The organism is uncultured Aquimarina sp. (assembly GCF_947495315.1).
In the GTDB taxonomy this organism is placed as follows: Bacteria; Bacteroidota; Bacteroidia; order Flavobacteriales; family Flavobacteriaceae; genus Aquimarina.
This window is the reverse complement of record NZ_CANLYD010000005.1, coordinates 272,465-296,838: the sequence shown is the minus strand read 5'-3', so window position 1 is coordinate 296,838 and position 24,374 is coordinate 272,465. Positions and strand designations below refer to the sequence as shown.

At 37.2% G+C, this 24,374-nt stretch carries 8 protein-coding genes; 1 reads left to right on the top strand and 7 read right to left on the bottom strand.

Translation table 11 applies throughout. The features are described from left to right. Positions 1–24: 24 nt before the first annotated feature. From Q0910_RS11370 to Q0910_RS11340, 7 genes are all read right to left on the bottom strand, one after another. The gene (locus tag Q0910_RS11370; protein ID WP_299216155.1) at positions 25–3,861 is read right to left on the bottom strand and encodes a glycosyl hydrolase; all 3,837 of its coding nucleotides are present in this window, start codon (positions 3,859–3,861) and stop codon (positions 25–27) included. A gap of 117 nt (positions 3,862–3,978) precedes the next feature. Beyond that, the gene (locus tag Q0910_RS11365) at positions 3,979–4,854 is read right to left on the bottom strand and encodes a hemagglutinin protein (protein ID WP_299216152.1); all 876 of its coding nucleotides are present in this window, start codon (positions 4,852–4,854) and stop codon (positions 3,979–3,981) included. A gap of 2 nt (positions 4,855–4,856) precedes the next feature. After that, a complete protein-coding gene (locus tag Q0910_RS11360; protein WP_299216149.1) occupies positions 4,857–7,322 on the bottom strand; it encodes a tail fiber domain-containing protein in 2,466 nt (821 codons plus the stop codon). Positions 7,323–7,685: 363 nt separating this feature from the next. Then, positions 7,686–12,077: an immunoglobulin-like domain-containing protein gene (locus Q0910_RS11355; protein WP_299216146.1), complete on the bottom strand. Its 4,392-nt coding sequence runs from the start codon at positions 12,075–12,077 to the stop codon at positions 7,686–7,688. Between the two features lie 131 nt (positions 12,078–12,208). Further along, entirely contained in the window at positions 12,209–16,567 is a 4,359-nt protein-coding gene (locus Q0910_RS11350; protein ID WP_299216143.1) for a LamG domain-containing protein, read from the bottom strand. Positions 16,568–17,309: 742 nt separating this feature from the next. Then, the gene (locus Q0910_RS11345) at positions 17,310–21,449 is read right to left on the bottom strand and encodes a M60 family peptidase N-terminal accessory domain-containing protein (protein WP_299216140.1); all 4,140 of its coding nucleotides are present in this window, start codon (positions 21,447–21,449) and stop codon (positions 17,310–17,312) included. A gap of 479 nt (positions 21,450–21,928) precedes the next feature. Then, positions 21,929–23,560: a tetratricopeptide repeat protein gene (locus tag Q0910_RS11340; protein ID WP_299216137.1), complete on the bottom strand. Its 1,632-nt coding sequence runs from the start codon at positions 23,558–23,560 to the stop codon at positions 21,929–21,931. A 234-nt stretch (positions 23,561–23,794) separates the two neighbouring features. Here Q0910_RS11340 and Q0910_RS11335 point away from each other — a divergent pair, with 234 nt between their 5' ends. Continuing rightward, positions 23,795–24,316 (top strand): RNA polymerase sigma factor, encoded by a 522-nt coding sequence (locus tag Q0910_RS11335; protein ID WP_299216134.1) that lies wholly within the window; start codon positions 23,795–23,797, stop codon positions 24,314–24,316. Positions 24,317–24,374: the final 58 nt, after the last annotated feature.

Here is a 24,374-nt window from a genome sequence, read left to right as displayed (position 1 = left end):
CTATTTTTATGTATAGGTTTTGATTTATTGTTCTCCTTTTCCAAGGTTTTTGTTTATCACATTATTGATATCAGTATTTTGTATTTGGCCATTCATATCCATATCCGCCTTATGATATCCACTATTTCCTAATAGCAGTAACATCTGATTTATATCTGAGTTTTGGATCTGACCGTTTTCATCATAATCTCCTGCAATCATAGCATAGTGGCCATTATTGAGTAATACTACAGCATTCGCTCCCCCTGTGATGGATGCGGTATCTATACTTAAATTTACCGTTGCGGTTGTTGCAGTTAACGAGTAGGTAGATGCCGAAACAATACCCAAATGATTTCTATGCTTAATCGCTAAAAAGTAGTCTCCTGCGATCAGATCAAGTTTTAATTGCTGATTTCCGTCTACATCTACAATATCTCCATCGCGTTGTAACAGTGCCGAACGGCTTGCCACAACATTAGCTTTATTGGTAGCTTCTCGAAACTCTAACCAAACCCAATCTACAATTGCATCAGTTCCTGTTGTATTCAACATAGATGATGGCACAATTAAACCATCACTATATGGAGAGGTGTTGGGTACGATTCCTGCAACTCTGAGGTCATCTCGCATTAGGTTTTCTTCTCCGTTTACCGGATTCATTCCTGCTCCTTCTAAGAAGGCAATTGGGTGTATTCTTGTGGTGATATCTACTCCTTCGATCACAAGGTCATCGATTATCATTCCTTCCCGGTTGGTTACATTATCTGAATACAACTTAATTCTAAACGAAATATGATCAGCTCCTGTTAAATCTGTTTCTCCATTAGCAGCGTTGGTAGCAAAGTCATATGCATATTGTTTCATTGTGGTATCTCTTCCTGTCCATTGTGCTCCAGGACATCCATAACAATCTCCATTAAAATTACTTCCGTCTAAATCACTATTATACCAAGTAGGCTGGCTGGTTTTTCGACCAAGAGTACTCCAGGTTTGTCCGCCATTAGTAGTATATTCCACGTTGCCCCAATCCCAATTAGTCTCTAAATCAAAAGCCATTTGAAATTTCAGTACCGGATTTTGAATTGTGGTAAAATCAAAACAATTGGTTATTAAAAATGCATTTGTATCGGATGGATAATTTCCTGATAAATTGGTACCATAAACTCGTGTACCGCTACTGGCGGTATTTAATCGATTTCCTGTTGGAACTCCACGTTGCCATACTCCACCCTGAACAATTAAATTGTCTGATGCAGATTCAAAGGTGTTTGTAACATTTACAATTCCTGTATCATTAATCGTAAATGTTTCAGAACGTTGATTATTTAAAGCGTTTTCATCGTTTGCAGAATCGATAGTTATCGTTAATTGATAGGTTCCAGCTGGAAGTTTCAACTCTGGAAGATTGATGGCTATTTCCTGATTAGATGTCAATGTACCGGTCCAGGTAATTCCATCAGGTGTTCCTCCATCAATGGTATAGGTGATATCTATGGCGTTTATAGTATTGATTCCATTATTTCGAACATTAATTTGAGGATTAATACTTCCACAATTACTATCCGAACTTTGTGGGCTTACGATTTTAGCCAAACGAATATCTTCCTGAAGCAATTCTACAGGAATCGAAGTACGCCATATTCCACGTCCATAGGTTCCTGCAGTTAAGGTTTGGTCTTCTATATTGATTTCTAAATCTTCGATCTTGGTATTGGGTAACCCTTTCATAAAAGGCTCCCAGGTATTACTACTATCATCCAATCTATATACACCAAGGTCTGTCGATACATATATTGGGTTCTGAGAATGCTCTGGTTGATGTACTATATCCTCGGGATATTCTGTCGCTACCGGGAAATTATAGGTGATATCTGTCCAGGTAAGTCCTCCATCAATAGTTTTATGAATTCCTTTGTTAGCACCATTTCCATCGGTTGTGATCCACATAATATCCGGATTGACCGGATGGATTGCAATTCCAGCAATAGAATTCCCTACAGCATTGATATTAAAATCAATCGTCTGACCTCCATCTTTACTTACTCTAATATTTTGGTGACTGGAGGAAACGATTCGATTAGGATCTGAAGGTGCTATCTCCAATACATCAGTATATCCACCAAGATCACCTACTAATTCCCACGAATAATTGGTTCGATTTAGTCTAAATAAATTGCTCCATGCAGCGTATACATCTCCATTAGCATCAGCAGATAAAGGTGGTACCCAAACACCAGCTCCTGCATTGGAAGGTCGATATACTCGAGCTAACTGACCATCTCCACGATGAGACACATATAGAATATCTCCGTTTTGGATCAGTCCGTAATACATATTATCATCGGTAGGTGTGATTAATGTATTTACTCCGTCTCCTGGGTGATACGCTCTGTATTCTCCATTAACTCCTACTCCAAAACCACCATTATCCTGTAGTCCACCGGAAATATTTCCCGGATTACCTTGCGCTACAGCTACATTAAAAAATTCTCCTATTTGCAGATCCTGATAGTGTGGTTGAAAATTTGTCCCATTGTTATCACTCGAATAAATCCCTCCATCTGAGGCCACCAATACTTTTCCGTTTACTACACGAATACTATGAATATCTGCGTGGGTATATGCTTCTGTTAATCGATCCCAACGATTTAGTTTATCCCATGTTTGACCACCATTCGTGGATTTCCAAACGTCTAAAGTCCCTACGTAAATCTCATTAGCATTGGTATCAGAAACCCCCATCGCCATATTATACCAAACCTGGTAGTTCCCGATGATGGTATAACTATCTTCGTTCCTGGTTGTAAAACTCTGACCGCTGTTGTTAGAGCGATAAATCCCGTGTACTCTTTGGTCAGTAGCATCCGAGCTAAAAATGTAGACATAATTTGGGTTTGCTGGAGTTACATCGATGACCATTCTTCCAGTATTTGTAGGAACTCCACTAGTTACTTGTGTAAAACTAGCTCCACCATCTGTAGAGCGGTAAAAAGCTGTAGTGGTTACTCCATAAACGATACTGGCATCTCCTGGTTTTAACCGTAAATCTTTAATGTTGTTTCCTACAAGCGTTTGTGACCAGCTAACTCCAGCATCAGAGGACGTAAAAACTCCATTATTAGAAGCACACACTAATTTATTAGAGTTATTGGGATCTATAAACAATTCACTTAATTGGGTAACATTTCCCAACGTATTTACATTTAATCCTGTTTGATTCCAGGTTACACCTCCATCGGTTGATTTCATCACCCCAATCGTAGGTGTTTGATCGGCATCATCATCTCCTGTAGCAATATAGATGATATTTGAATTGTTATAATCTACTGCAATAGCCGATACACCAACTCTTGGTAACTCATCCGTCATTGGACTCCAATTACCACCTCCATTTGTTGATTTCCAAAGACCACCATTAGGTGAACCTACATACCAAGTATTACTGTTGTTAGGATCAATAGTCACCGCATTTAAGCGGCCCTGACCAGAAGGTTGTGCATTGGCTTGTACGTGATTGTAAGGCCCTATAGGTTGCCAATTACTTAAGTCTGCCATCTTTGCGATTTTGGCATTACTGCCAAAACGTTTTTGTGCTTCCCACGCTTCCCATAGATCTTTTCCTGTTGGAAGGCTACCATCGGCTTTTACATGTCTTTCCCATAATTGAGCCCATCTTTTAAATGGTTTATAACCACTTCCCTTAGCATCCTTATCATGGGTTTCCCAATACGTATCAAATGCTTGTTGAACTTCAGAAAAAGTAGGTTTTTTACTGCTCTTTTTTAAATTAAGTTCCTTCATCCATGGAGCAGTAGAGTTCAATTGAGCCATAGCAAGGCTACTGCATAATAGTATTATCCACAAAGTAACATTTCTCATAGGTTTATTATTTGGGGCTTTTTAATAGTGCTTTAAAAGGGTATCGCGTATCTAATAAAAAGACATTTATGGGTTGCTTACATATAATATATCATCAGAATCTTTTGGCAAATTCATCTAAAATTGCTCTCCTTTTCCTAGATTGGAATTCATGACATTATTGATATCAGTGTTTTGAATTTGGCTATTCATATCCATATCTGCGAGTGAATATCCCGATCCTCCTAATAACAATACAACAGCATTGATATCTGAGTTTTGAACCTGTCCGTTCTCATCAAAATCACCACCTAACATAGCAAATACACCGGTACCCAAATCTACTACAGCATTGGCACCACCTTGCGCTACTGTATTAGAAGCACTAAAATCCAAGGTTGCTACCGTAGAAGATAGCGCAACTGTATTGGCAGTAAGAATCGCCAGGTGGTTACGATGAGATACCATTACATAATAATTATCTTCAGGTAATTCGAATTCAAGACCTGATGTACCATCGGCAGTCACAATATCTCCATCGCGTTGTAGTAAGGCTGAAGTTGAAGCAAGTACCGTATTGGCATCATTTTTATCACGTAACTCAATCCATACCCAATCTACAATAGCATCAGCTCCTGTTACATCAAAAACAGTTGCTAAGGTAGTTGCTACATCTGCATAGGGTGATGTAGTTGGTATTGTCGCTGCAACTCTTAAATCATCACGCATCAGTGTTTCTTCACCCGTATTTGGGTTGATGGCAGCGCCTTGCAGAAACACTACCGGATTGATCTTAATCGCTAATTGTAGCGTAGCCTGTTGAAATCCTTGAGTTAAGGTAGTAGTACCATTGGTAATGGTAGTTACAGCCAGTTCTCCTATGGTGTAGTCAAGGGTAACACCACCATTAGTGATGGTGTTACCTCCTGAACTGATTACTTGTCTTTCTATGCTTTGGGCTTGTGTACTAAAGAATGTACATGCACCTAGTATTGTTAGAAAAATCTTCTTCATAACTAGTTCTTTTTATAAGTTACCTGACTTTTTACAACTGCTTCTAAAGCCTGAAGGCGTTTTTCTAAATTAGAAGCCGTAGAAACTTCAGCTTTTAATTCTGTGATTTCGGATTGCTGTTGTTGAATCAATTGTTGTTGTTCTTTAAGTGCTTCTACTAAAACAGGAATCAATCCTGTATAGTTTACACTTTTATATCCATTGTCATTAGTAGTTACCAGATTAGGGAAGGTCTTTTCGATTTCCTGTGCAATTACACCGTATTGTGTACCGTCTGCAAATTTCATATCCGGGAATTCGTCTTTTCTCATTTTATACTGAACTCCTTCGGTTTTAAGAATTTTGTCTAAACTACCAGATAAAGATTCAATATTCTTTTTGTAACGACGGTCTGAAATATTGGTTAACGTACCAGAATAGTTCAAGTCTCCGTTTACATTCAATGCATAGGTGGTTTCTGGTGTTGTAGTACCTACGCCAACATTACCTGAAAATGCAGTATTTCCATTTTTTAGCATCACTAACGCATCAGATCTAACAACACCGTCAATGTCTGAGATTCCATTACCAATCACAAACAAACGATCTGTATCTATATAAGCATTGGCATTTCCTGCAGCTGCTGTGTTTAAATACCCTAAACTAACCTGTCCCACACTCTCCGCTGTAAGATTGCGACCAAAAGTGAAAGTTTGTACTCCTGAAGCTGTATTATTACTACCGAGTGCAACTGATTGACTTCCTGAAGCAACATTAGAATCTCCCGCGGTAAAACTACCCAATCCAGATGAAATGTTATTGATACCCATCGTTGCTGAATACCATCCGGTTGCTCTATTTACTTGTCCGAAACCAACAGAAAATAATCCTAAATTAGCTTCGTCAAAACCACCAATACCATCAACCATATTTCCTGCTCTGAATGCTCCTCTACTTTTATCATAAAACATTCTGGAGTTATCATCAGCTCCCGTAAGGTTATCTAATTGTGTGCTTCCAAAAACAAAATCATCTGTAGCAATAGTTCCCGGTGCATTACTGGTCACATTACTTGTTGTAGAAAATACAGCGGTTGGAATTGCAGGTTGATCTACCCAACTGTATACGCCACTACCGTCTGTAGCTAATACTTGTCCGTTGTTTCCACCGGTAGGTAATTCGATCTCATTAGTTGCATCGGCATCAGCATCATCAGAGGTAATCCAGGAATAATTTCCGGATCCATCTGTACTTAATACAAATCCATTGGTACCACCAACAGGTAATATATCATTATTAATCCAGGATAAAACACCTGAACCGTCTGTGGAAAGTACTTCTCCGTTATTTCCTCCATTTGGGATTGCATCTGCTGCTGGAGTTACCCAAGATACATTCCCCGCTCCGTCTGTTTGCATAATCTGATTAGCGGTACCATCTTGTCCTGGAAATGTAAATGAAGTTCCTGCTCCCTGGTTATCACCATCAATAGTCAACATTCCATTTAATGTTGTGTTACCATTTTTAAGCATTACCAGTGCATCGCTATTTAAAGCTAGATTAATATCTTCTTGTCCATTACCAATGACAAATAAACGATCCGTAGGTACCCAGGTATCTAAAGATCCAGAAACAAAATTACTGTACTGTCCTAACTGAATTTCGGCCATGGAGTTAGCGTTTAGTTGTCTACCAATTGCAGTAGAATTCACTCCATTAGCTCGTGCATTGGGACCAAAACCACGTGCATAATCTGCAAAACCGCCGGCATTGATACCAAAAGCAAAGGCTTCATTACCTGTGGCATTGGCATTGCGTCCCATGGCAAATGAGTTAGTCCCGCTTGCCATAGCACTTTCTCCAAATGCTACCGAATACTGACCGACATTAGCTTCATCCCATTCATCCTGCGGTGTATACCCTGCACGGAAAGCTGCTTTACTTTTATCAAAGAACATACGATTATTAAAACTTGCGTTAAAAGAACCATTGGCATCCAGTTGTGATGATCCAAATACAAAATCATCTGTAAAAATATTACCGTTAGCGTTACTTACTACTCCTGCAGTATAATCAAAAGGCCCCGCGTTTGTTGCATTATTACTGTTCAACGCATACATTGCATAAGGCACAAATTGTAGTTTTGAAGTTCCAATTGATACATAGCTAGTTCCACCAGTAATATCAACCTGAACATCGATCCACTGATTTTGTTTACTCCAATCGATTGCCAGAAAATTAGCTCCTGACGTTCCTCCTCCAACAAGGAAAGTAATCACTCCCTGATCACTTGAGGTCACTGTATGTGCTTCGTTATACACAACACTTCCTGTTGCGCTTCCTTCTATAATTCGAACCAAAACTCCTATTGACTGATTAGTAACAGGGTCTCCGGTTGCATTTCTCACTACTGCCTGGTAATTAAAGGTTTGAGAAAATCCAATCCCATAACATAAGGCAGCTATTAAAAAGCATATAATTTTTTTCATTCTATAATAGGTTTATATTGTTTTGTAGTTTAAACATATGGGGTCGCTATGAACAACCCCAATATATCCTGCAAATTCAATGCATATCACGGCCCCTTTTTCCGTGATGTATTGTAACTATTTCTTATTTAAATTATTTGTAAAGAGGTATAAAGACAAGAAATAATATTATCTTTTTATCATTTCTAAAACCCCCATAAACAATAGGGTGTACAGGGCTAGTAATGTTAAAACCAGCCTATATTTTTCTAATGTTTTCTTCATAGTTGGTAGTGTTTCTAGTTTTTTTGAAAATTCACCGACCTTAATTGAGCAGGTCGGCGATTTTCTCTAACTAACATTTATTGGTGCATTCCAGTCAATTTAATTTTTCTTTAAGAACTGTATTGTTTTTACTGCACTTCCTAGAGTAATTCTTACCAGATATACTCCTCCTTGAAGTTGAGCTACATTTATAGTTTCTGAACTATAGTTGTCAATACTTTTTACTAATCTACCTTCCATTGAATATATGGTTACAGCATCAACTTGTTGGGAAATTCCGGAAATAACAAATCTGTCTGACACCGGATTAGGATATAGTTTAATTAATGCCAGCTCATTATCTTCTACACTTAATAATGGCACTACATTTACAGTTCTAATCACTTCTACTGCATTATTACCTGATGCGTCTGTAGCGTTATAGGTTACACTATAACTCCCAACAATGTTTACATCTACTGCGGATGCATCAATTACAACTGCTGATCCATCATCGGTAGTAGCACCTAATTCAGAATATGCAGCTCCTAATTCAATTTCCTGTGGATTGGCCCCTATTAAGGATATTATAGGTGCAGTGGTATCTACTACATTTACAGTTCTTACAACTTCTACAGCATTGTTTCCTGAGGCATCCACTGCATTATAGGTTACGTTGTAACTTCCTACTGCATCCATAAAAGCAGAAGCATCGATTACTACAGCAGATCCATCATTCGTAGTTGCTCCTAATTCAGAATATCCAGCTCCTAATTCAATTGTCTGTGGATTTGCCCCGATTAAAGTTATTATCGGTCCGGTAACGTCTACAACATTTACAGTTCTTATTACTTCTACTGCATTGTTTCCTGAAGCATCCATAGCATTGTAAGTTACATTATAGCTTCCTACTGCATCCATAAAAGCAGATGCATCGATTACTACAGCTGATCCATCATCGGTAGTAGCACCTAATTCAGAATACCCAGCTCCTAGCTGAATTGTTTGTGGATTTGCTCCGGTTAAGGTAATTATTGGTGCAGTCGTATCCACTACGTTTACTATACGAATTACTTCTATTGCATTATTACCAAAAGTATCTGTTGCGTTATAAGTAACATTATAACTTCCTGTTACATTTGTATTTACTGCTGAAGCATCGATTACTACGGCTGATCCATCATTAGTTGTAGCTCCTAATTCAGAATAACTATTACCTCTTTCAATCATTTGCGGGTTGGCTCCAGTTAAAGAGATTATCGGTGCTGCAGTATCAACTACGTTTACAATTCTTACTACTTCTACTGCATTATTTCCCGAAGCATCCGTTGCATTATAGGTCACATTGTAACTTCCTACTGCATCTACAAAAGCAGAAGCATCGATTACTACGGCTGATCCATCATCGGTAGTAGCACCTAATTCAGAATATCCAGCTCCTAATTGAATTGTTTGTGGATTCGCTCCGGTTAAGGTAATTATTGGTGCAGTCGTATCTATTACATTTACTACACGTACTATTTCTATAGCATTATTTCCTGAAGCATCCGTTGCATTATAGGTAACATTATAGCTTCCTACTGCATCCATAAAAGCAGATGCATCGATTACTACTCCTGATCCATCATCTGTGGTAGCTCCTAATTCTGAGTATCCAGCTCCTAATTCAATAGTTTGTGGATTCGCTCCTGTTAAGCTAATCACTGGAACTGTAGTATCTACTACGTTTACGATACGAACTATTTGTATGGCATCATTACCAGCGGCATCAGTCACATCGTATGTAACTGAATATGATCCAGGGATTAATGTATTTACAGAGTTTATCACTACAATACTAGCAGTAAGATCACCATCTACTATATCACTTGCGGTGGCTCCGGCATCTACATATGTATTTCCTGCCTCCACAGTTACAACTGGTACCCCATTAGGTATAATTACTGGTGCAGTGGTATCTATCACGTTTACTTCTCTAGTAATCTCTACAGCCATATTTCCTCCATTATCTTCTACATTATAAGTTACTGTATACATGCCAGGAACAGAAGTGTTTACCGGATTTACGGTTACAATGTCTGCAGTGATATCTCCATCAAAAGAATCACTAGCGGTAGCGCCAGCATCAGCATAGGTACTTCCAGCTTCTACAGTTACAGTCGCTGAACCATTTAATGCAATTACTGGAATAGTAGTATCCGAAACGGTTACTTCTCTTGTAACCTCTACAGCAGCATTCATTGCTGCATCACTTACATTATAGGTAATTGTATAAACTCCGGGCACCGCAGTGTTCACTGGATTTACAGTTACGATATCTGCTGTAATATCTCCGTCAAATGAATCACTAGCGGTAGCTCCCGCATCCGTATAAGTACTTCCTGCTTCTACAGTTATAGTTGCAGCACCATTTAAAGCAATTACAGGAGGGGTATCATCTTGTACAAACACTAAACGAGTTTGTTGGGCAGCTGCATTTCCAGCGGCATCACTAACATTATAGGTTACTGTATAAGATCCAGGAATAGAAGTGTTCACCGGATTTACCGTTACAATATTTGCTGTAATATTTCCATCAAAGGAATCACTTGCGGTAGCACCAGCATCCGTATATGTGCTTCCTGCTTCAACAAATTCAATAGGACCACCCAATACCGTAATTACAGGTACCGTAGTATCCGTCACCGTAACTTCTCTTGTAACCTCTACTGCATTATTTCCTGCTGCGTCACTAACATTATAGGTTACTGTATATACTCCAGCCACAGAAGTGTTCACTGGATTTACCGTTACAATATTTGCTGTAATATTTCCATCAAAGGAATCACTTGCGATAGCACCAGCATCCGTATAAGGGCTACCTGCTTCTACAGTCACAGTAGCTGAACCATTTAAAGCGATTACCGGAATTGTGGTATCGGAAACAGTTACTTCTCTAGTAACCTCTACAGCAGCATTCATTGCTGCATCACTTACGTTATATGTTACTGTGTATACTCCAGGTACTGAAGTATTCACTGGATTTACTACTACAATACTTGCAGTAAGATCTCCATCGAAAGAATCACTTGCCGTAGCACCAGCATCAGCATAAGTACTTCCTGCTTCTACAGTTATAGTAGCGGAACCATTTAATGCTACTACAGGAATTGTAGTATCCGAAACGGTTACTTCTCTGGTAACCTCTACAGCAGCGTTCATTGCTGCATCACTTACATTATAGGTTACTGTGTATACTCCAGGTACTGAAGTATTCACTGGGTTTACTACTACAATACCCGCGGTTAGGTCTCCGTCGAAAGAATCACTGGCTGTAGCGCCAGCATCAGCATAGGTACTTCCTGCTTCTACAGTTAAAGTAGCTAAACCGTCTAAGGCAATCACTGGAGCTGTTGTATCCGAAACAGTTACTTCTCTGGTAACCTCTACAGCAGCATTCGTTGCTGCATCACTTACATTATATGTTACAGTATATACTCCTGGTACTGAAGTATCCACAGGGTTAACCACCACAATATTTGCTGTAAGATCTCCATCAACAATATCACTAGCTGTAGCGCCAGCATCAGTATAGGTACTTCCCGCTTCTACAGTTATAGTAGCGGAACCGTTTAATACAATGGTTGGTGCAGTCGTGTCCACTACTGTTACTTCACGGGTTACTTCTACTGCGGCATTTCCGACAGCATCACTTACATTATATGTTACTATATATAATCCAGGCACCGCAGTGTCCACCGGATTTGCTATAACAATATTTGCTGTAATATCCCCATCCACATTGTCCAGTGCAGTAGCTCCTGCATCAGCATAGGTACTTCCGGCCTCAACAGTCTCAGTAGCATTTCCTAGTAGAGTAACTACAGGTGGCGTCGTATCAATTTCTGCTCCTGAAGAATCAAAGGTATCGTTCGCAGCAGATATAACAGTCCCAGAACAAGGAATACCTTCACAGGCAATTACAAATTGACCTCCAAAAAGAGCTGCTTCTTCAAAAGTAAACATAGGATCTTTTGTAATATCCTGATACTTTATCTTTAAATGAAATAAAAGCTTTGGTGTACTAGTCACATCACTTTGAGTGTCCATTAGACTTACATTAACACCTTGTTGAAAGGAAACAGAATATCGAGTATTGGTATTGTTATTATCAACAAAACCATTATAAACGTTTAAAGCACCTCCGAATAAAGTAGCTCCAGTAATAGAACCCACGGGTTGCGTATATTCTGAAACATCAGGTATTGGAGGAACTGCTGAAGTATCTCCGTCAATGTTAATTCCGAAAGCCTCGGAATTATAGTTAAAATACAGCTGACCTGATCCTAGTTTGAAATCTACAGTACTTTCGATCAATACATCTACTTCGTAGAAATCATCGACTCCGTCATTGGTGTTTTGTGCATTGGCAAAGGTAAAAAGGATATCCTGTGCCTGCACACTGATCAATCCTGACACTAGGGCTAGTGTCAAGGTTAAGTTCTTAATAAATCTGTAATAATTGTGTTTCATATTGTATTTGTTTAAGGGGTTTTAAGGATTATTAGTTTTATAAATTTCAATAATTTCTTATGGGTGATTTCAGTTAATACAGTCAAGTTTTGAGACACCCTATTTTTATTTTACTTTTTTCGATAAAAGGTTTAAAACTGTTCTCCTTTACCAAGGTTAGGGTTCATTAATGTATTGATGTCTGTATTCTGGATTTGACCGTTCATATCCATATCAGCTTTGCTATATCCTGATCCTCCTAATACTTGTATGACTGCATTGACATCAGCATTTTGGATCTGACCATTCTCGTCCTGATCTCCTACAGGGATAGCAAAGACCCCATCACCCATATCAATTACAGCGTTAGCTGATCCTTGTAATGAAGTATTGTTTGAAGAAAGATCAACAATAGGGTTGCTTGATGATAAATAATGGGTATTTATAGAAAGTACGCCTAAGTGATTATGGTGTTTAATTGCTATATAGTAATCATCGGCTGATAGAACGAAAGACACTGATGATACTCCATCAACGTTCACAATATCACCATCACGCTGTAATAAAGCTGATTTACCTTCTACAAATACTGTATTATCATTGGCTTCTCTTAATTCAATCCATATCCAATCTACAATGGCATCAGCTCCTGTTACGGCTAATACAGCCGAATCTAACACAAGTGCATCAGCATAAGGGCTTGTAGTAGGAATCATTCCACCGGTTCTAAGATCATCTCTCATTAATGTTTCTTCTCCAGTATTAGGATTGGTTGCTGCTCCTTGCAAGTATATTTTGGGAGACACTAGGATCATTCCTGCATTTACAGTTAGGGATTGTACAACGTTCGGAGCTACATCGTAATCATCATTACCATCCTGAGAAGCAGTGATATCAATAGTTCCAACACCAACAATACTTACTGTATTTCCTGAGATTGTTACCACACCGGTATCAGAGCTCATAAATGTAACTGCATTACCCGAAGCTCCTCCAGATACAGTAAGGTCAAAATCCGCATCTCCAAAGGCTACATCAGCTAATGCATCAAAAGTGATTGTTTGCGATGCTCTATTTACCGTTAAACTCTGCACTACATTTGGTGCTGGCAAGTAATTAGAAGTTCCAATTTGTAAAGCTGTGATATTAACGTTTCCTCCTCCTACAATTGTCACTGTATTTCCTGAAATGGTTGCCACTGAAGTATCTGAACTCTCATAAGTTATAGGCAAACCAGAACTTGAGATTGCTGCTAAATCAAATGTTGGGTCACCGAAAGTTTTATCGCTTAATGCATTGAATGTAATGACTTGAGATAGACGAGGTGTAAATCCAATTCCAGAACCATCCACATAGTTACTTTGTGTTCCTGTTAAGGCAAACCTGTTAAAAGTTGCATGATTCCCGGCATTACTTTGATCTGGCACCTGTGTTATTCCTGTGTTGTCACCATTGATGGTTCCTTCGCTAAAATTATAATACAATACAAGTCCCGATTCTGAGCCTTGAAGCTCTACATTTTTATAATCGTCAATTTCAGCATTCGTTCTAGCAACGTTCCAAAACCTAATTTCATCCATTGCTCCATCAAATGGATAAGGATCATTAATTGCATTTCTACTTGCTCCAATTAAAAGTGGTTCAGCATTAGTTGGTAATTCACCTGTACCAGCATCTGTACTAGAAGCCACTTCTATACCATCAATTAAAATAGACGCTTTATTATTAGTACCATCCAACTTTACCGCAACATGATGCCAACTACCAGCAGTTAAATCTGACCAAGTATAATCAGTAAAACCATTTCCAAAACCAGTATGATAAAAACGCATTAATTTTGATGGAGCATAGACCATTAAGCCATAGCTATCTACATATCTAGATTTTGCAAATAGTGCTCTCCAACCAAACCCTGCATTAGAAACGTTTAATTGTTCAAAATTCACCCATGCCTCATAAGTAAAATGGTCTGTAAAATCTAATGAATTATCATCTGGCACTGATAGATAATCATAATCTGTAAAGTTTACCACTTGCTCAAAGTGTAGTGCTGGTGATGGTACTGTAACTGTAAATAATGCATCCTGGACACCCATATTGTAATTAGCATCCTCGGCAATTGTAGCTCTGATGGTAAAAACACCTCCATCACCAACTGTCCATACAGAATTATTAGCTCCAGATAAGGTATTCCCATTTGGCGCACCACCTTCTATAGTATAACTAATAGTACCTGTAGAAGCACTTGCTCCTGAACCTACAACTTGAGCAGTTGCCGAAAGTACTTGATTAGGAGAACCCGAGGGAACCGTAACAGGGTTGAATTGAATGATTGGATCCGCTTTATTAATCGTCATTGTTGCTTGTACCGTACCAGAATTATAATTTGAAGTAGCAGCTTGATCTACTTGGATAATTACAGTTCCTGCATTACCTACGGTAACTGTACCATTTGTAGCCACGGCACTTCCTCCATTGATTTGACTTACTAAGGAATACGTAAGATCACCGCCAGAATTTGAAGAAGCAACTGCATTAAAAGTAGCATCGCCATATGTTTTTATAATATCATTAAGAGTCAGCGTAGGACTAGGTTTTACATTTTCTTGCGAAAATGCATAACCTGTCGTATTATAAAAGATTACACCATCAATTTCAGAATATGTATATATCGTAAAGTAATACGTGGTAGAGGCAGAGAGTCCGGAAATTCGAATATCCGGATCTACAGATGTACCAGCATATACCACTTGCTCACCTCCTGAGTACGTAGTACTTGCACCAGGTAACGAAGCACTTCCATCTGCTGGAGCAGTGAAAGAATTCGTTATATTCATTTTAATTACATGTCCTGTGACTCCTGCTGCTCCCGTAAAAGATTTTAAATCCATAAATGTATCTCCTACTTCAAAAAAGACAGCATCACTAGCGACAGTTTGCACGGCACCTAATGTGGCAGCATTAACTTCTACACCGGTAGATTCAAAAAAACCATTACTTTCACAATTTCTGTATGCAAATGCTTTGAAATAATATGTTACTCCTCCGTTACTATTATCCAGATTTGTAATTGAGGTATTGATTGTCGAAGAAGTTCCAACATATACTACTTGTTCACCACTTCCTGCATACACTGTATTTGCACTTGGCAATACTCCATTAGAAGGATTTGTAAAATTATTGGTCGTATTCATTAATACTAAATATCCATCGGCATCAGCTACAGAAGAAATAGAAGAAAGGCTTATGGAACTATGACTTATATCAGTTAGCGAAAGTATTGTTGGAGAAGTATCTGGAGCACCTGCGCAAATTGTTATTGAACTACTTACTCCTGTTGTTTCTATATAATTGATGCCATCACATGTTTCGTATGCATAACTTCTCATGTAATAAGTATTTTCTGAAATAATTCCCGTGCCACTAATGGTTGTATTAGGAGAGGTAGAACTTCCTACATTAATAGCTTGCTGCCCAGTTCCATTATAGATAGTGTTGGCAGAAGGAATAGAAGTAGGTGCTATAAACGTATTGTTATCATTAAGATAAGTGATATACCCTGTAGCTCCACCAGAAGCCGCACCAATAGACTGTAAGGTAATCGATGTTGGTGAAGATGAAATAGCTGTAAGACTTGTTGGTGCTGAAGGAACTACACCACAAGTCTGAGAGGGAGTAGTTGTTATACCAGCACCCATTTTATAGAAACTCAAACAGTTTGAGTAAGGTGTCACCTTGAAGGTATAATTTGTACCTTGACTCAAACCGGATACATCAACCGCACTAGGAGAAATAAGATTTGCTACTACCTGATTTCCGGAACCTCCAAAGACTGTATTTGGTGTACCTGTGTAGGCTTCATCGTATTGATTAGATAAACTAGAAAACGTACCGTTATCAGAAATTTGAACAATATAACCATCCGCATCACTTACGGTAGGAAAACTATTTAATTGTAGACTAGTAGTACTTGTCCGCGTAGTTCCAGAGAGTGTTGTTGCCGTAGGAGCTAAACAAGGCACAATCACGTCCTGATTTGGTGCTGCAGCACTAAAACATGAAGTCACTGCTGCGTCTTTCTCTTTAATAGTAACGGAATAGCTCTGGCTTGTACCGTCTGTTGATCTGATCCTTAAGAAAGTATACTTATTCGTAAATGAAGAAGTATAAGAAAACGTACCACAATGTGTAAAAGGTGTAGATAAAGACGATTCTGTTCCGGCATAAAGCCCTGTAGGGCTATCAATCACTCCTCTTTCTACGGTTATTCCATTTGGTATATTGCCATCAAAATAGACCCACCACCTGAACTCTTGAGGAAAACTCATGGAGAAGTCATAGCCGATCAGGAAATAATCATCATCCCCTGAAGAAACGGTTCCTGTAAGGGTTGTAGGTTCGAAAATTCGATTCTGAGAGGAAGCAACGGCCTCAGACACTGTGTTATTGGGTTCTACCTCTGGTGAAGTTTGGGCAAAAGAATTAAAGATTCCTGCTAAGAAAAGCAGCATTGTAACATATGTTTGTCTAAAAGTAAACGTTGATTTGTAACATTGTTTCATGGTAAAAAGGGGTTAAAAGAATTGATTTTTTATATAGGTTTTCCATATCAACAATTCATGTAATCCATGATTATTGATTCTTGATCTATTGATAAACTGGATTTAATCTATATGTATCGTTTGGAAATACATACTACTTCGCGAAGGCAAAAACTTGCAGAAGAAATGATTAAAGTAGGTTGCTAATACTAAAGGAGTAATTTTTTTCATCATAAAGGGGCTTTATAGGTTTATTATTTGTAATGACCAAGCGATTTTGATCACCTGAGTTAATCCTATTACAGGTAGGTTTCGAAATACCCTATTTTTATTTTTAGGTTTTCGATAAAAGGTTAAAAAACTTTAAACTCATATCTGGTCGTGTAGAAATGCATAAGGGGTTCATAGGTTTTAAGTATTTTAAGATTAAGGTGAAGCAAAAGTATGTCATGTATGAATTTTTAAAGAAAAAAGCACCCCTACAAATACCCCTACAAAAAACACAATCATCTAAAAAACAATAATTTGAGCCGTAAACTAATAATTACAAATGCTTTAAAATCGACATCTAATCAAAAAATCTTATAGTTGTTATCCCATCCAAACGGCTGATTTTAGATCTTATCTAGGACACCTAATAAAGTAGGTTCATACCTAAATATGGGCTATCACGATTTTCTTTATTTTTATTAATTCTATTGTTATATAAATTCTAAAACTGCTCTCCTTTTCCAAGGTTAGGGTTCATTAATGTATTGATGTCTGTATTCTGGATCTGACCATTCATATCCATATCGGCTTTGTTATAACCTGAACTACCTAATACTTGTATCACTGCATTGACATCAGCATTTTGTATCTGGCCGTTTTCGTCTTGGTCCCCTACGATAATGGCAAAAATGCCGTTACTCATATCGATTACTGAGTTAGCTCCTCCTTGTAATGAAGTGTTATTTGAAGAAAGATCAATAACAGTATTGCTAGAGGATAAATTGTAGGTATTTGCCGAAAGTACATTCAAGTGATTACGGTGCATAATTGCTATATAATAGTTAGCTCCAGGTTGCGTAAACTCTAAAGGAGATGTCCCGTCTATAGATACAATGTCTCCATCACGTTGCAATAAGGCTGATTTGCTATCGATAATCACCGATGAATCATTAGCATCTCTTAACTCTAACCATACCCAATCTACGATAGCATCATTTCCTACAGCATTAAAAACACTTGTGTTACAGGTTAATGCATCAACATATGGGCTTGTAGTTGGTAATAATCCAGCAACTCTCAGGTCATCCCGCATTAAATTTTCTTCTCCGACATCAGGATTTAATGCAGCGCCTTGTAAATACACTTTTGGAGCGACTTGTAATCCTTCATTACCTTCAACTACAAAATCATCCAAAATAATACCTTCTTCATTAAAGATATTGTCAGAATGTAAAGTCATTCTAAACATAATATTATCTTCATTAGTAAGATCTGCTTCTCCCAAAACAGCATTTTCCGCAAAATCATATCCGTACGATGTCATAGTTGTATTTGTTCCGGTCCATTGCGCTCCCGGACAACCTAGACAACCAAATTCACTACCATCATTATCACTATTATACCAGTTTGGCTGACTATTTACAGTACCCAAATTTTCCCATGTTAGCCCACCATCTATCGAATACTGAACATTTGCCCAATCCCAATTCTCCTCAAGGTCATAAGCCATTTGAAATTTAAGTACAGGATTAATAATCTGTATAAAATCATAACAATTTGATTGCAAACTTGCATTTGCATCGGCAGGATAATTCCCAGATAGATTAGTGCCGTAAACCTTAGTTCCTGTTGCTGCATTATTTAAGACAGAACCCGTTGGAACACCTCGTTCCCAAACACCATTTTGAACAATTAATTCATCCTGAAGATTTTCAAAAGAATTTATCACATTAAAATCCCCTGATGTATTTGCACTAAAGTTTTGTGAAAGGTTATCATTAGTATTATTCTCGTCATTAGTTATAGATACTTCAACATTTAACGTGAAATTTCCGGATCCTACTGAAATTGAAGATAGATTTACAATTGTTTCTTCATCAGATTGCAGCATCCCATCCCAAGTATAATTATGAGTTTCACCTCCAATTACACCATACATAATATTAATATCACTTATGTCATTTATTCCATTATTTCTTATTAGTAATTGTGGAGAAATATCACCACAAATTGTTTGTGAAGCATTTGGATTATTAATGGCACGTAAACTGACATCATTTTGAAATGTTTGGCAAGCTCCGTTAGGATAATAAGTTGCTAATAAGGAATCGATTTGAGCGATAATTTGATCACCTATGTTTTGAATATCATAATTATTATAAATATCATTGATCTCAGCATGATGATATGGATCTACTTCTGATAATAATAAATCACGCCAAGGCAAGAATTCAGCTTGTGTTTTAGGTACCAAACTCTTATAATGTAATAAGCGATCATATATTTTACAACTCGCCTGATACGACGCATAGGTATTGATTTCGTTAGCTGTTGGTATCATCCCCCAAAAGTTGAGTAATGGAGTCATATTAAATCCAATACGTTCTGTAGCTGCTTGCAAATATTCAGAATCAGTCACGTGTGTATTTCCTAGAGGAGAGCCTCCTTCTATTGTCCACTTATCATAAAAGAATTTATTCAACTTTCCCAGATCTTCCCAACTAAACATATCGACGATATCAAACCATTTTACGGCACCGCGTACTTGATATTTAGCATGCTCATCTAACATAGCTGTATTATTCCTAAATTCCGGAGTGATCATCCAGGCAATTGCGCCCGTATCTCTTCCGTACGTTTCGTCCTCGACATAGCTAATTGATTTTTCTAAATCATTGGTCAATACAAAGTAACTTGGCACCGAAAACATTTGCACCACGGTTTCCGCATGTCCTCTAGGGATTGGAAATAGCATATTATGCCCTAATTCATGAAAAATAAATCCCTGATTGGTTTCTACAAAATTGGGTTCTAGCACTCGCAGAGGATTCCAATAGGTGGATGGTAATGCCTTATCATAGGTGTTTTCGTGCATACGCTTAGGATATCCTCCAGATCCAACACCTCCAGAACAATCTGCCTGAACGTATTCTGCTCGAACCGGAGTCAAAGGTCTTCCGGCGACTGTATTTACCAGATCGATCATCTCACCCCACTTAAGCATTACATCTGTAACATCAGTAATACCAACCATACTCGTCGGTAATGTAAACATCATTTTATCAGATTCTATATCAGCCCAGGGAACGTATGCATAGGTAAGATCAGTGATCCATTCACCTACATTTTGTGGTTGCCCGGTGAGCATTCTGAAATATGGTGCTTTTACAGCTCCAGTAATTGTAACTGTTTGCCAACCTATGGTAGTTTCCTGGGGAATCCTAAAATATAAAGCGCCTCCAAAGGGGTTTGCTATCTGTGTTGTAGTAGACGTAATTTCAATTGCTTTAGAAATACGCTGAAAACGTTGCATACCTGCTAGAGAAGGTTCATTACTATGAGCACCTGCTACAATTTTTATTCCTTGATTGACCATAGCAGTGGGTACAGTAACGCTAACTAATTCTCCGGGGGCTGCATAATATCCTGTAGGACGTAATACCCCATGATGCCCATGTACAAGCTGTATTCCCGGATCTTTAATATAGGTTGCATTTATGGCGAGTTGAGCATTAGTAATACGTGGTGCAGCACTACTTACTGGACCAGGATAAATATTTCCTTCTCTAAAACTCATACCTGCCACATTTGCCATATTTCCTGCTACAAATTCATTATCAAAGATATCTTGCATTAGAAAGTAAGCTACCTGTTGTTCATTAAGTAAACTTGACAAACTAGGTGTTACGGCGCGATTGGTAAATAATGCATCAAAATTAGCTTCAAATGCTGCCAGATAATTATCTATTTCAGTTTTGGCATTAGTATAATTCTTTTGATGATTAACAATAATGGTATTGGTGTGTGTATCTTTTTCTGCCTGAGTTAAACTGATATTCCCTAAAATGTGATCCGTCATTTGTTGCAAAGCTGTTTGTAATGCAATAACATCTCCAGGTCTTGCCGGAACGTGCAACTTAAACTGATCTATGATCATCGTTCCATCAAAATTAAGAGCCTCCATATCCCACCCATGATCTTTTTGCCAACCCATATACGCAGGAAGGTTTTGAAGGGCGTTTTTAAAAATGTCCATATCAAAACCCTCTGAAAAAAAACCAAAATTAAATACCTCGTTGGCTTTAAAAAACCACGATCTTGCCTGATAATCTACCTTTAGACTTATATTAATTTCTTCATTCTTATTAAGAGGTAAAGGATTCACTTTAAAAAAAGAAGACTCATCAAAATTATCATCGGCAAATCCTAAAAAGATATTGAATGTAGTTGCGTTATTATTAAGCGCATTGAGCACCAAACCAGCACTCGCATTACCTGTGAGTTTAGAACCATAAATAGGTTTACGTCCATTACCCATGCCTGTATAGGTATACCTAAAATCAATCTCTATCTCAAAAGAATCATCACTCACTATTAATGACTGAAAGGAATTGTCTAGTAAAAAATATTGATCGTGTGTAAGATCTATTCCTTGCCCTCCAGAAGGTGTTGATGCATAATTCGGCACTGGAAAAGAGTTCCTCCATTCCAGAAACGTTCCTGTTACATTATTCGCAGTATCATTCAAATTTCCATCTAAGGGATGGTTGACTACCTGAGCTAAAAGTCCAGCGGTCATAAACATCAAAATCACATAAGGAAAAACTAATGTACTTGGAGTGGTAAGGTAGTTTTGTTTCATAAGTAGGTTTATTAGGGGTGTTTTCTAAACTTATTATTAATACAATTAACACTAGGTATACCCTATTTTATTTTACCGGATATACTTTAGATTACTTGATTTGGATCATGTAAAAATAGATCATAGAACACCTTCAACACAAAGAATCACCCCCTACAAACATCCCTACAAAACTACCTAGTAACCTTTTTATCTTCTGAAAAACAATGATTTACATTGGCTGTTTTAGCATATCTAATATATTGAATATGCTTACTTATCCTTCTTAACCAGCATTATACGTGGTTGTAAAAATAACTTGACTATGAAGAAAAGTATTTGATCATTACTAATTGGGAAATCAGCGATCGATACAGCAAGTTTAGATACCTCCCAAAGCAATTATATTCCCCTAAGATTTCAATCCCTTATGAATTTGCTAAAAAAATAGATCTTATAAAGATCAAAAATTGATGTCATATGATAGTAATCAACTAGTTTTAGTTTTCAAAATATTCAAGAATTGGAGCTCCTTTGGGTGCATCGATTTTTTTTCGCAAGCGGTAACGGTTCATCATCACACTATCTTCTGATATTGCCAACATATTAGCAATTTGTCGAGTATCCAGTCCCAATTTTTCCATTGCGACCAATCTTTCTTCAGACTGTGTAAGCTCGTACCCTTTTTGTTTGATATTTTCAAAAAAAGAGGGATATGCTCTTACAAACTTTTCTTTGAAATTATACCAATCATCTTTGGTTAAAATCTTTTCAGCTGCCACTTCTTGTAGCTTTTTTAAAGAACTTTTTTCTACAACTTCAGCTTTTAGTTTGTCTAGCTCCTTTGTTAATTCTTCTTGTTCTTTACTCTTCGCCACTAGTTGTTTGGTGAAACTTGTTAATTCTTGCTTATTCTTTTCTAATGCTTCTGCTGCTAACCTGACTCTGCTTCTATAGATCCTTCTTATAAGATAGGCAATTACAATTCCAGCAACGATAGTTACCAAAAAAAGTATGAAATAGATTCTTTTTTCAGCAGTTTCGGCTTTGGCAATCAACTTTAATTCACTTTTTTCTTTGGCAAACTGCAAGCTGTCCGCCAACTTTTCCTGATCAAATTGATAATTAAGTTCTAATGCTTGTACCTTTTTCGCGTTTTCGATATTAAACACGGAATCCGAATGTTTTTTATAAATTCTATATTCTTCTAAGGCTTCTAGATACCTACCCATTTTTTTATAAATCAAGCTTCTTCGTTGATGTGCCTTTGATATCCTAACTTTTGTTTTTTGTTCTGTTGCAATTTCTAATGCTTTATTTATATGGTATAAAGCGATATCATGTTGTAATAATCTTAAGTAACTTAATGATATATTGTAGTGTACTCTTTGCAAGGAAAGTTGTTTGTTATTTTTAATATCAAAATCCAGGTTTTCTTTATAAATATCAATGGCTTTTTGGTATTCTTTCTGTGTATGGTACCAGGCTGCAAGATTAGAGTTTACTCTGTAAATATTTTCTTCATCTTGTAAACGTAAAAATGTAGTTTTTGCTTTCTGATAACTACTAAAAGCTGAATCCATCTGCTTCGATTGCCGATATGCTACCCCCATCATATTATAGGCGATGGCTACTCCCGTTTCCTCTTTCAAACTATCTTTAAGAGCGATTGTTTTTTTGAAGTATTCTATAGATTTTTTGTAATCTTTTTGATCCCGAAATACCATTGCCAAATTGTGATAAATATCTGCGATATTGGAGTCATCTTTTAATTGGTGATAAAGATCCATAGATTTTAAATAGTACTCCACTGCTTCAGGATAATCGCCTTTTCGTTTACTAACGATTCCTAATGCTTCATAAACGGTTGCTAATTGTACTTCTTTTACTTCTGTACTATTTTTACTAATAAGTTCTAAGGCTTGTAACAGATATTTTTCTGCCTTTCTAAAATCTCGGATTATTTGATAGTCTCCAAGGTCAATAAGTGCCTTAATTTTTGCGGTATCGGATTGTGCTAACTTAACTTCAATAGTAAGTCTAACAGCTGTAGTATCTTGCTCCTGAGCAGAAAACACTAAGCTTGTAAAAAGTAAAGAACATATAAAAACAATTATGACAGGTTTTTTCATTATAGGGGTATGATTAAGAGTATTAAAGTCTTGCCTGATTACAACCTATTTAAAGATACTAAAACAAACAGAGCATATTTACTTTTTGACTAAATAGTACGAATTTTACTAATATTTCTTTTATCAAACTTCTTACTATTTGGTTTAAAACATAATACAGATGAATACGGAAATACCCTATCTTTTTTCTGATTTTTTTTAATAGCTTTGAAATTCCAATAAGGTTAACATTACATGGCTGAAGGAAATAAATCTGTTTGCGAAGAAAAGAATTTTGATAGTCTTTTCAATACTCACTACGAATCAGTGAGAAATCACTTGTATTATAAGTGTGGTAATCTTCAACAAGCCGAAGATATCGTGCAAGATGCATTTGTAAAATTATGGAAGCAATGTGCTGATATTATCTATAATACTGCAAAATCTTTGATATTTAAGATTTGTAATAATGCACTTCTTAATGAATTTGCGCATAAAAAAGTGGTTTTGCGGTATGAAAGTACCCCAAGAGATGACAGAAATCATGAAAGCCCTGATTTTATTATGGAAACCGAAGAATTTAGAGAAAAATTGGAATTCTGTATTTCAAAACTATCTCCTAAAGAGCGAGAAGTATTTTTATTGAGTAGAATTGATAAAAAAACATATAAAGAAATTGCAGAGATGACTAATATATCAGTAAAAGCGGTAGAAAGAAGAATGAGCAAAGCCTTTGTTACACTAAGAGAATTACTGGGAAGTGAAATAAAATTTTAAAAAAAGTAGGGTAATCCCACAACAACCTGTATTAGATACAAGAGCAGGGGTTTACCTA

Coding starts and splice junctions, on each gene's coding strand:
- Q0910_RS11370 (WP_299216155.1), bottom strand. CDS start 3,861: ATGAGAAATGTTACTTTGTGGATAATACTATTATGCAGTAGCCTTGCT.
- Q0910_RS11365 (WP_299216152.1), bottom strand. CDS start 4,854: ATGAAGAAGATTTTTCTAACAATACTAGGTGCATGTACATTCTTTAGT.
- Q0910_RS11360 (WP_299216149.1), bottom strand. CDS start 7,322: ATGAAAAAAATTATATGCTTTTTAATAGCTGCCTTATGTTATGGGATT.
- Q0910_RS11355 (WP_299216146.1), bottom strand. CDS start 12,077: ATGAAACACAATTATTACAGATTTATTAAGAACTTAACCTTGACACTA.
- Q0910_RS11350 (WP_299216143.1), bottom strand. CDS start 16,567: ATGCTGCTTTTCTTAGCAGGAATCTTTAATTCTTTTGCCCAAACTTCA.
- Q0910_RS11345 (WP_299216140.1), bottom strand. CDS start 21,449: ATGAAACAAAACTACCTTACCACTCCAAGTACATTAGTTTTTCCTTAT.
- Q0910_RS11340 (WP_299216137.1), bottom strand. CDS start 23,560: ATGAAAAAACCTGTCATAATTGTTTTTATATGTTCTTTACTTTTTACA.
- Q0910_RS11335 (WP_299216134.1), top strand. CDS start 23,795: ATGGCTGAAGGAAATAAATCTGTTTGCGAAGAAAAGAATTTTGATAGT.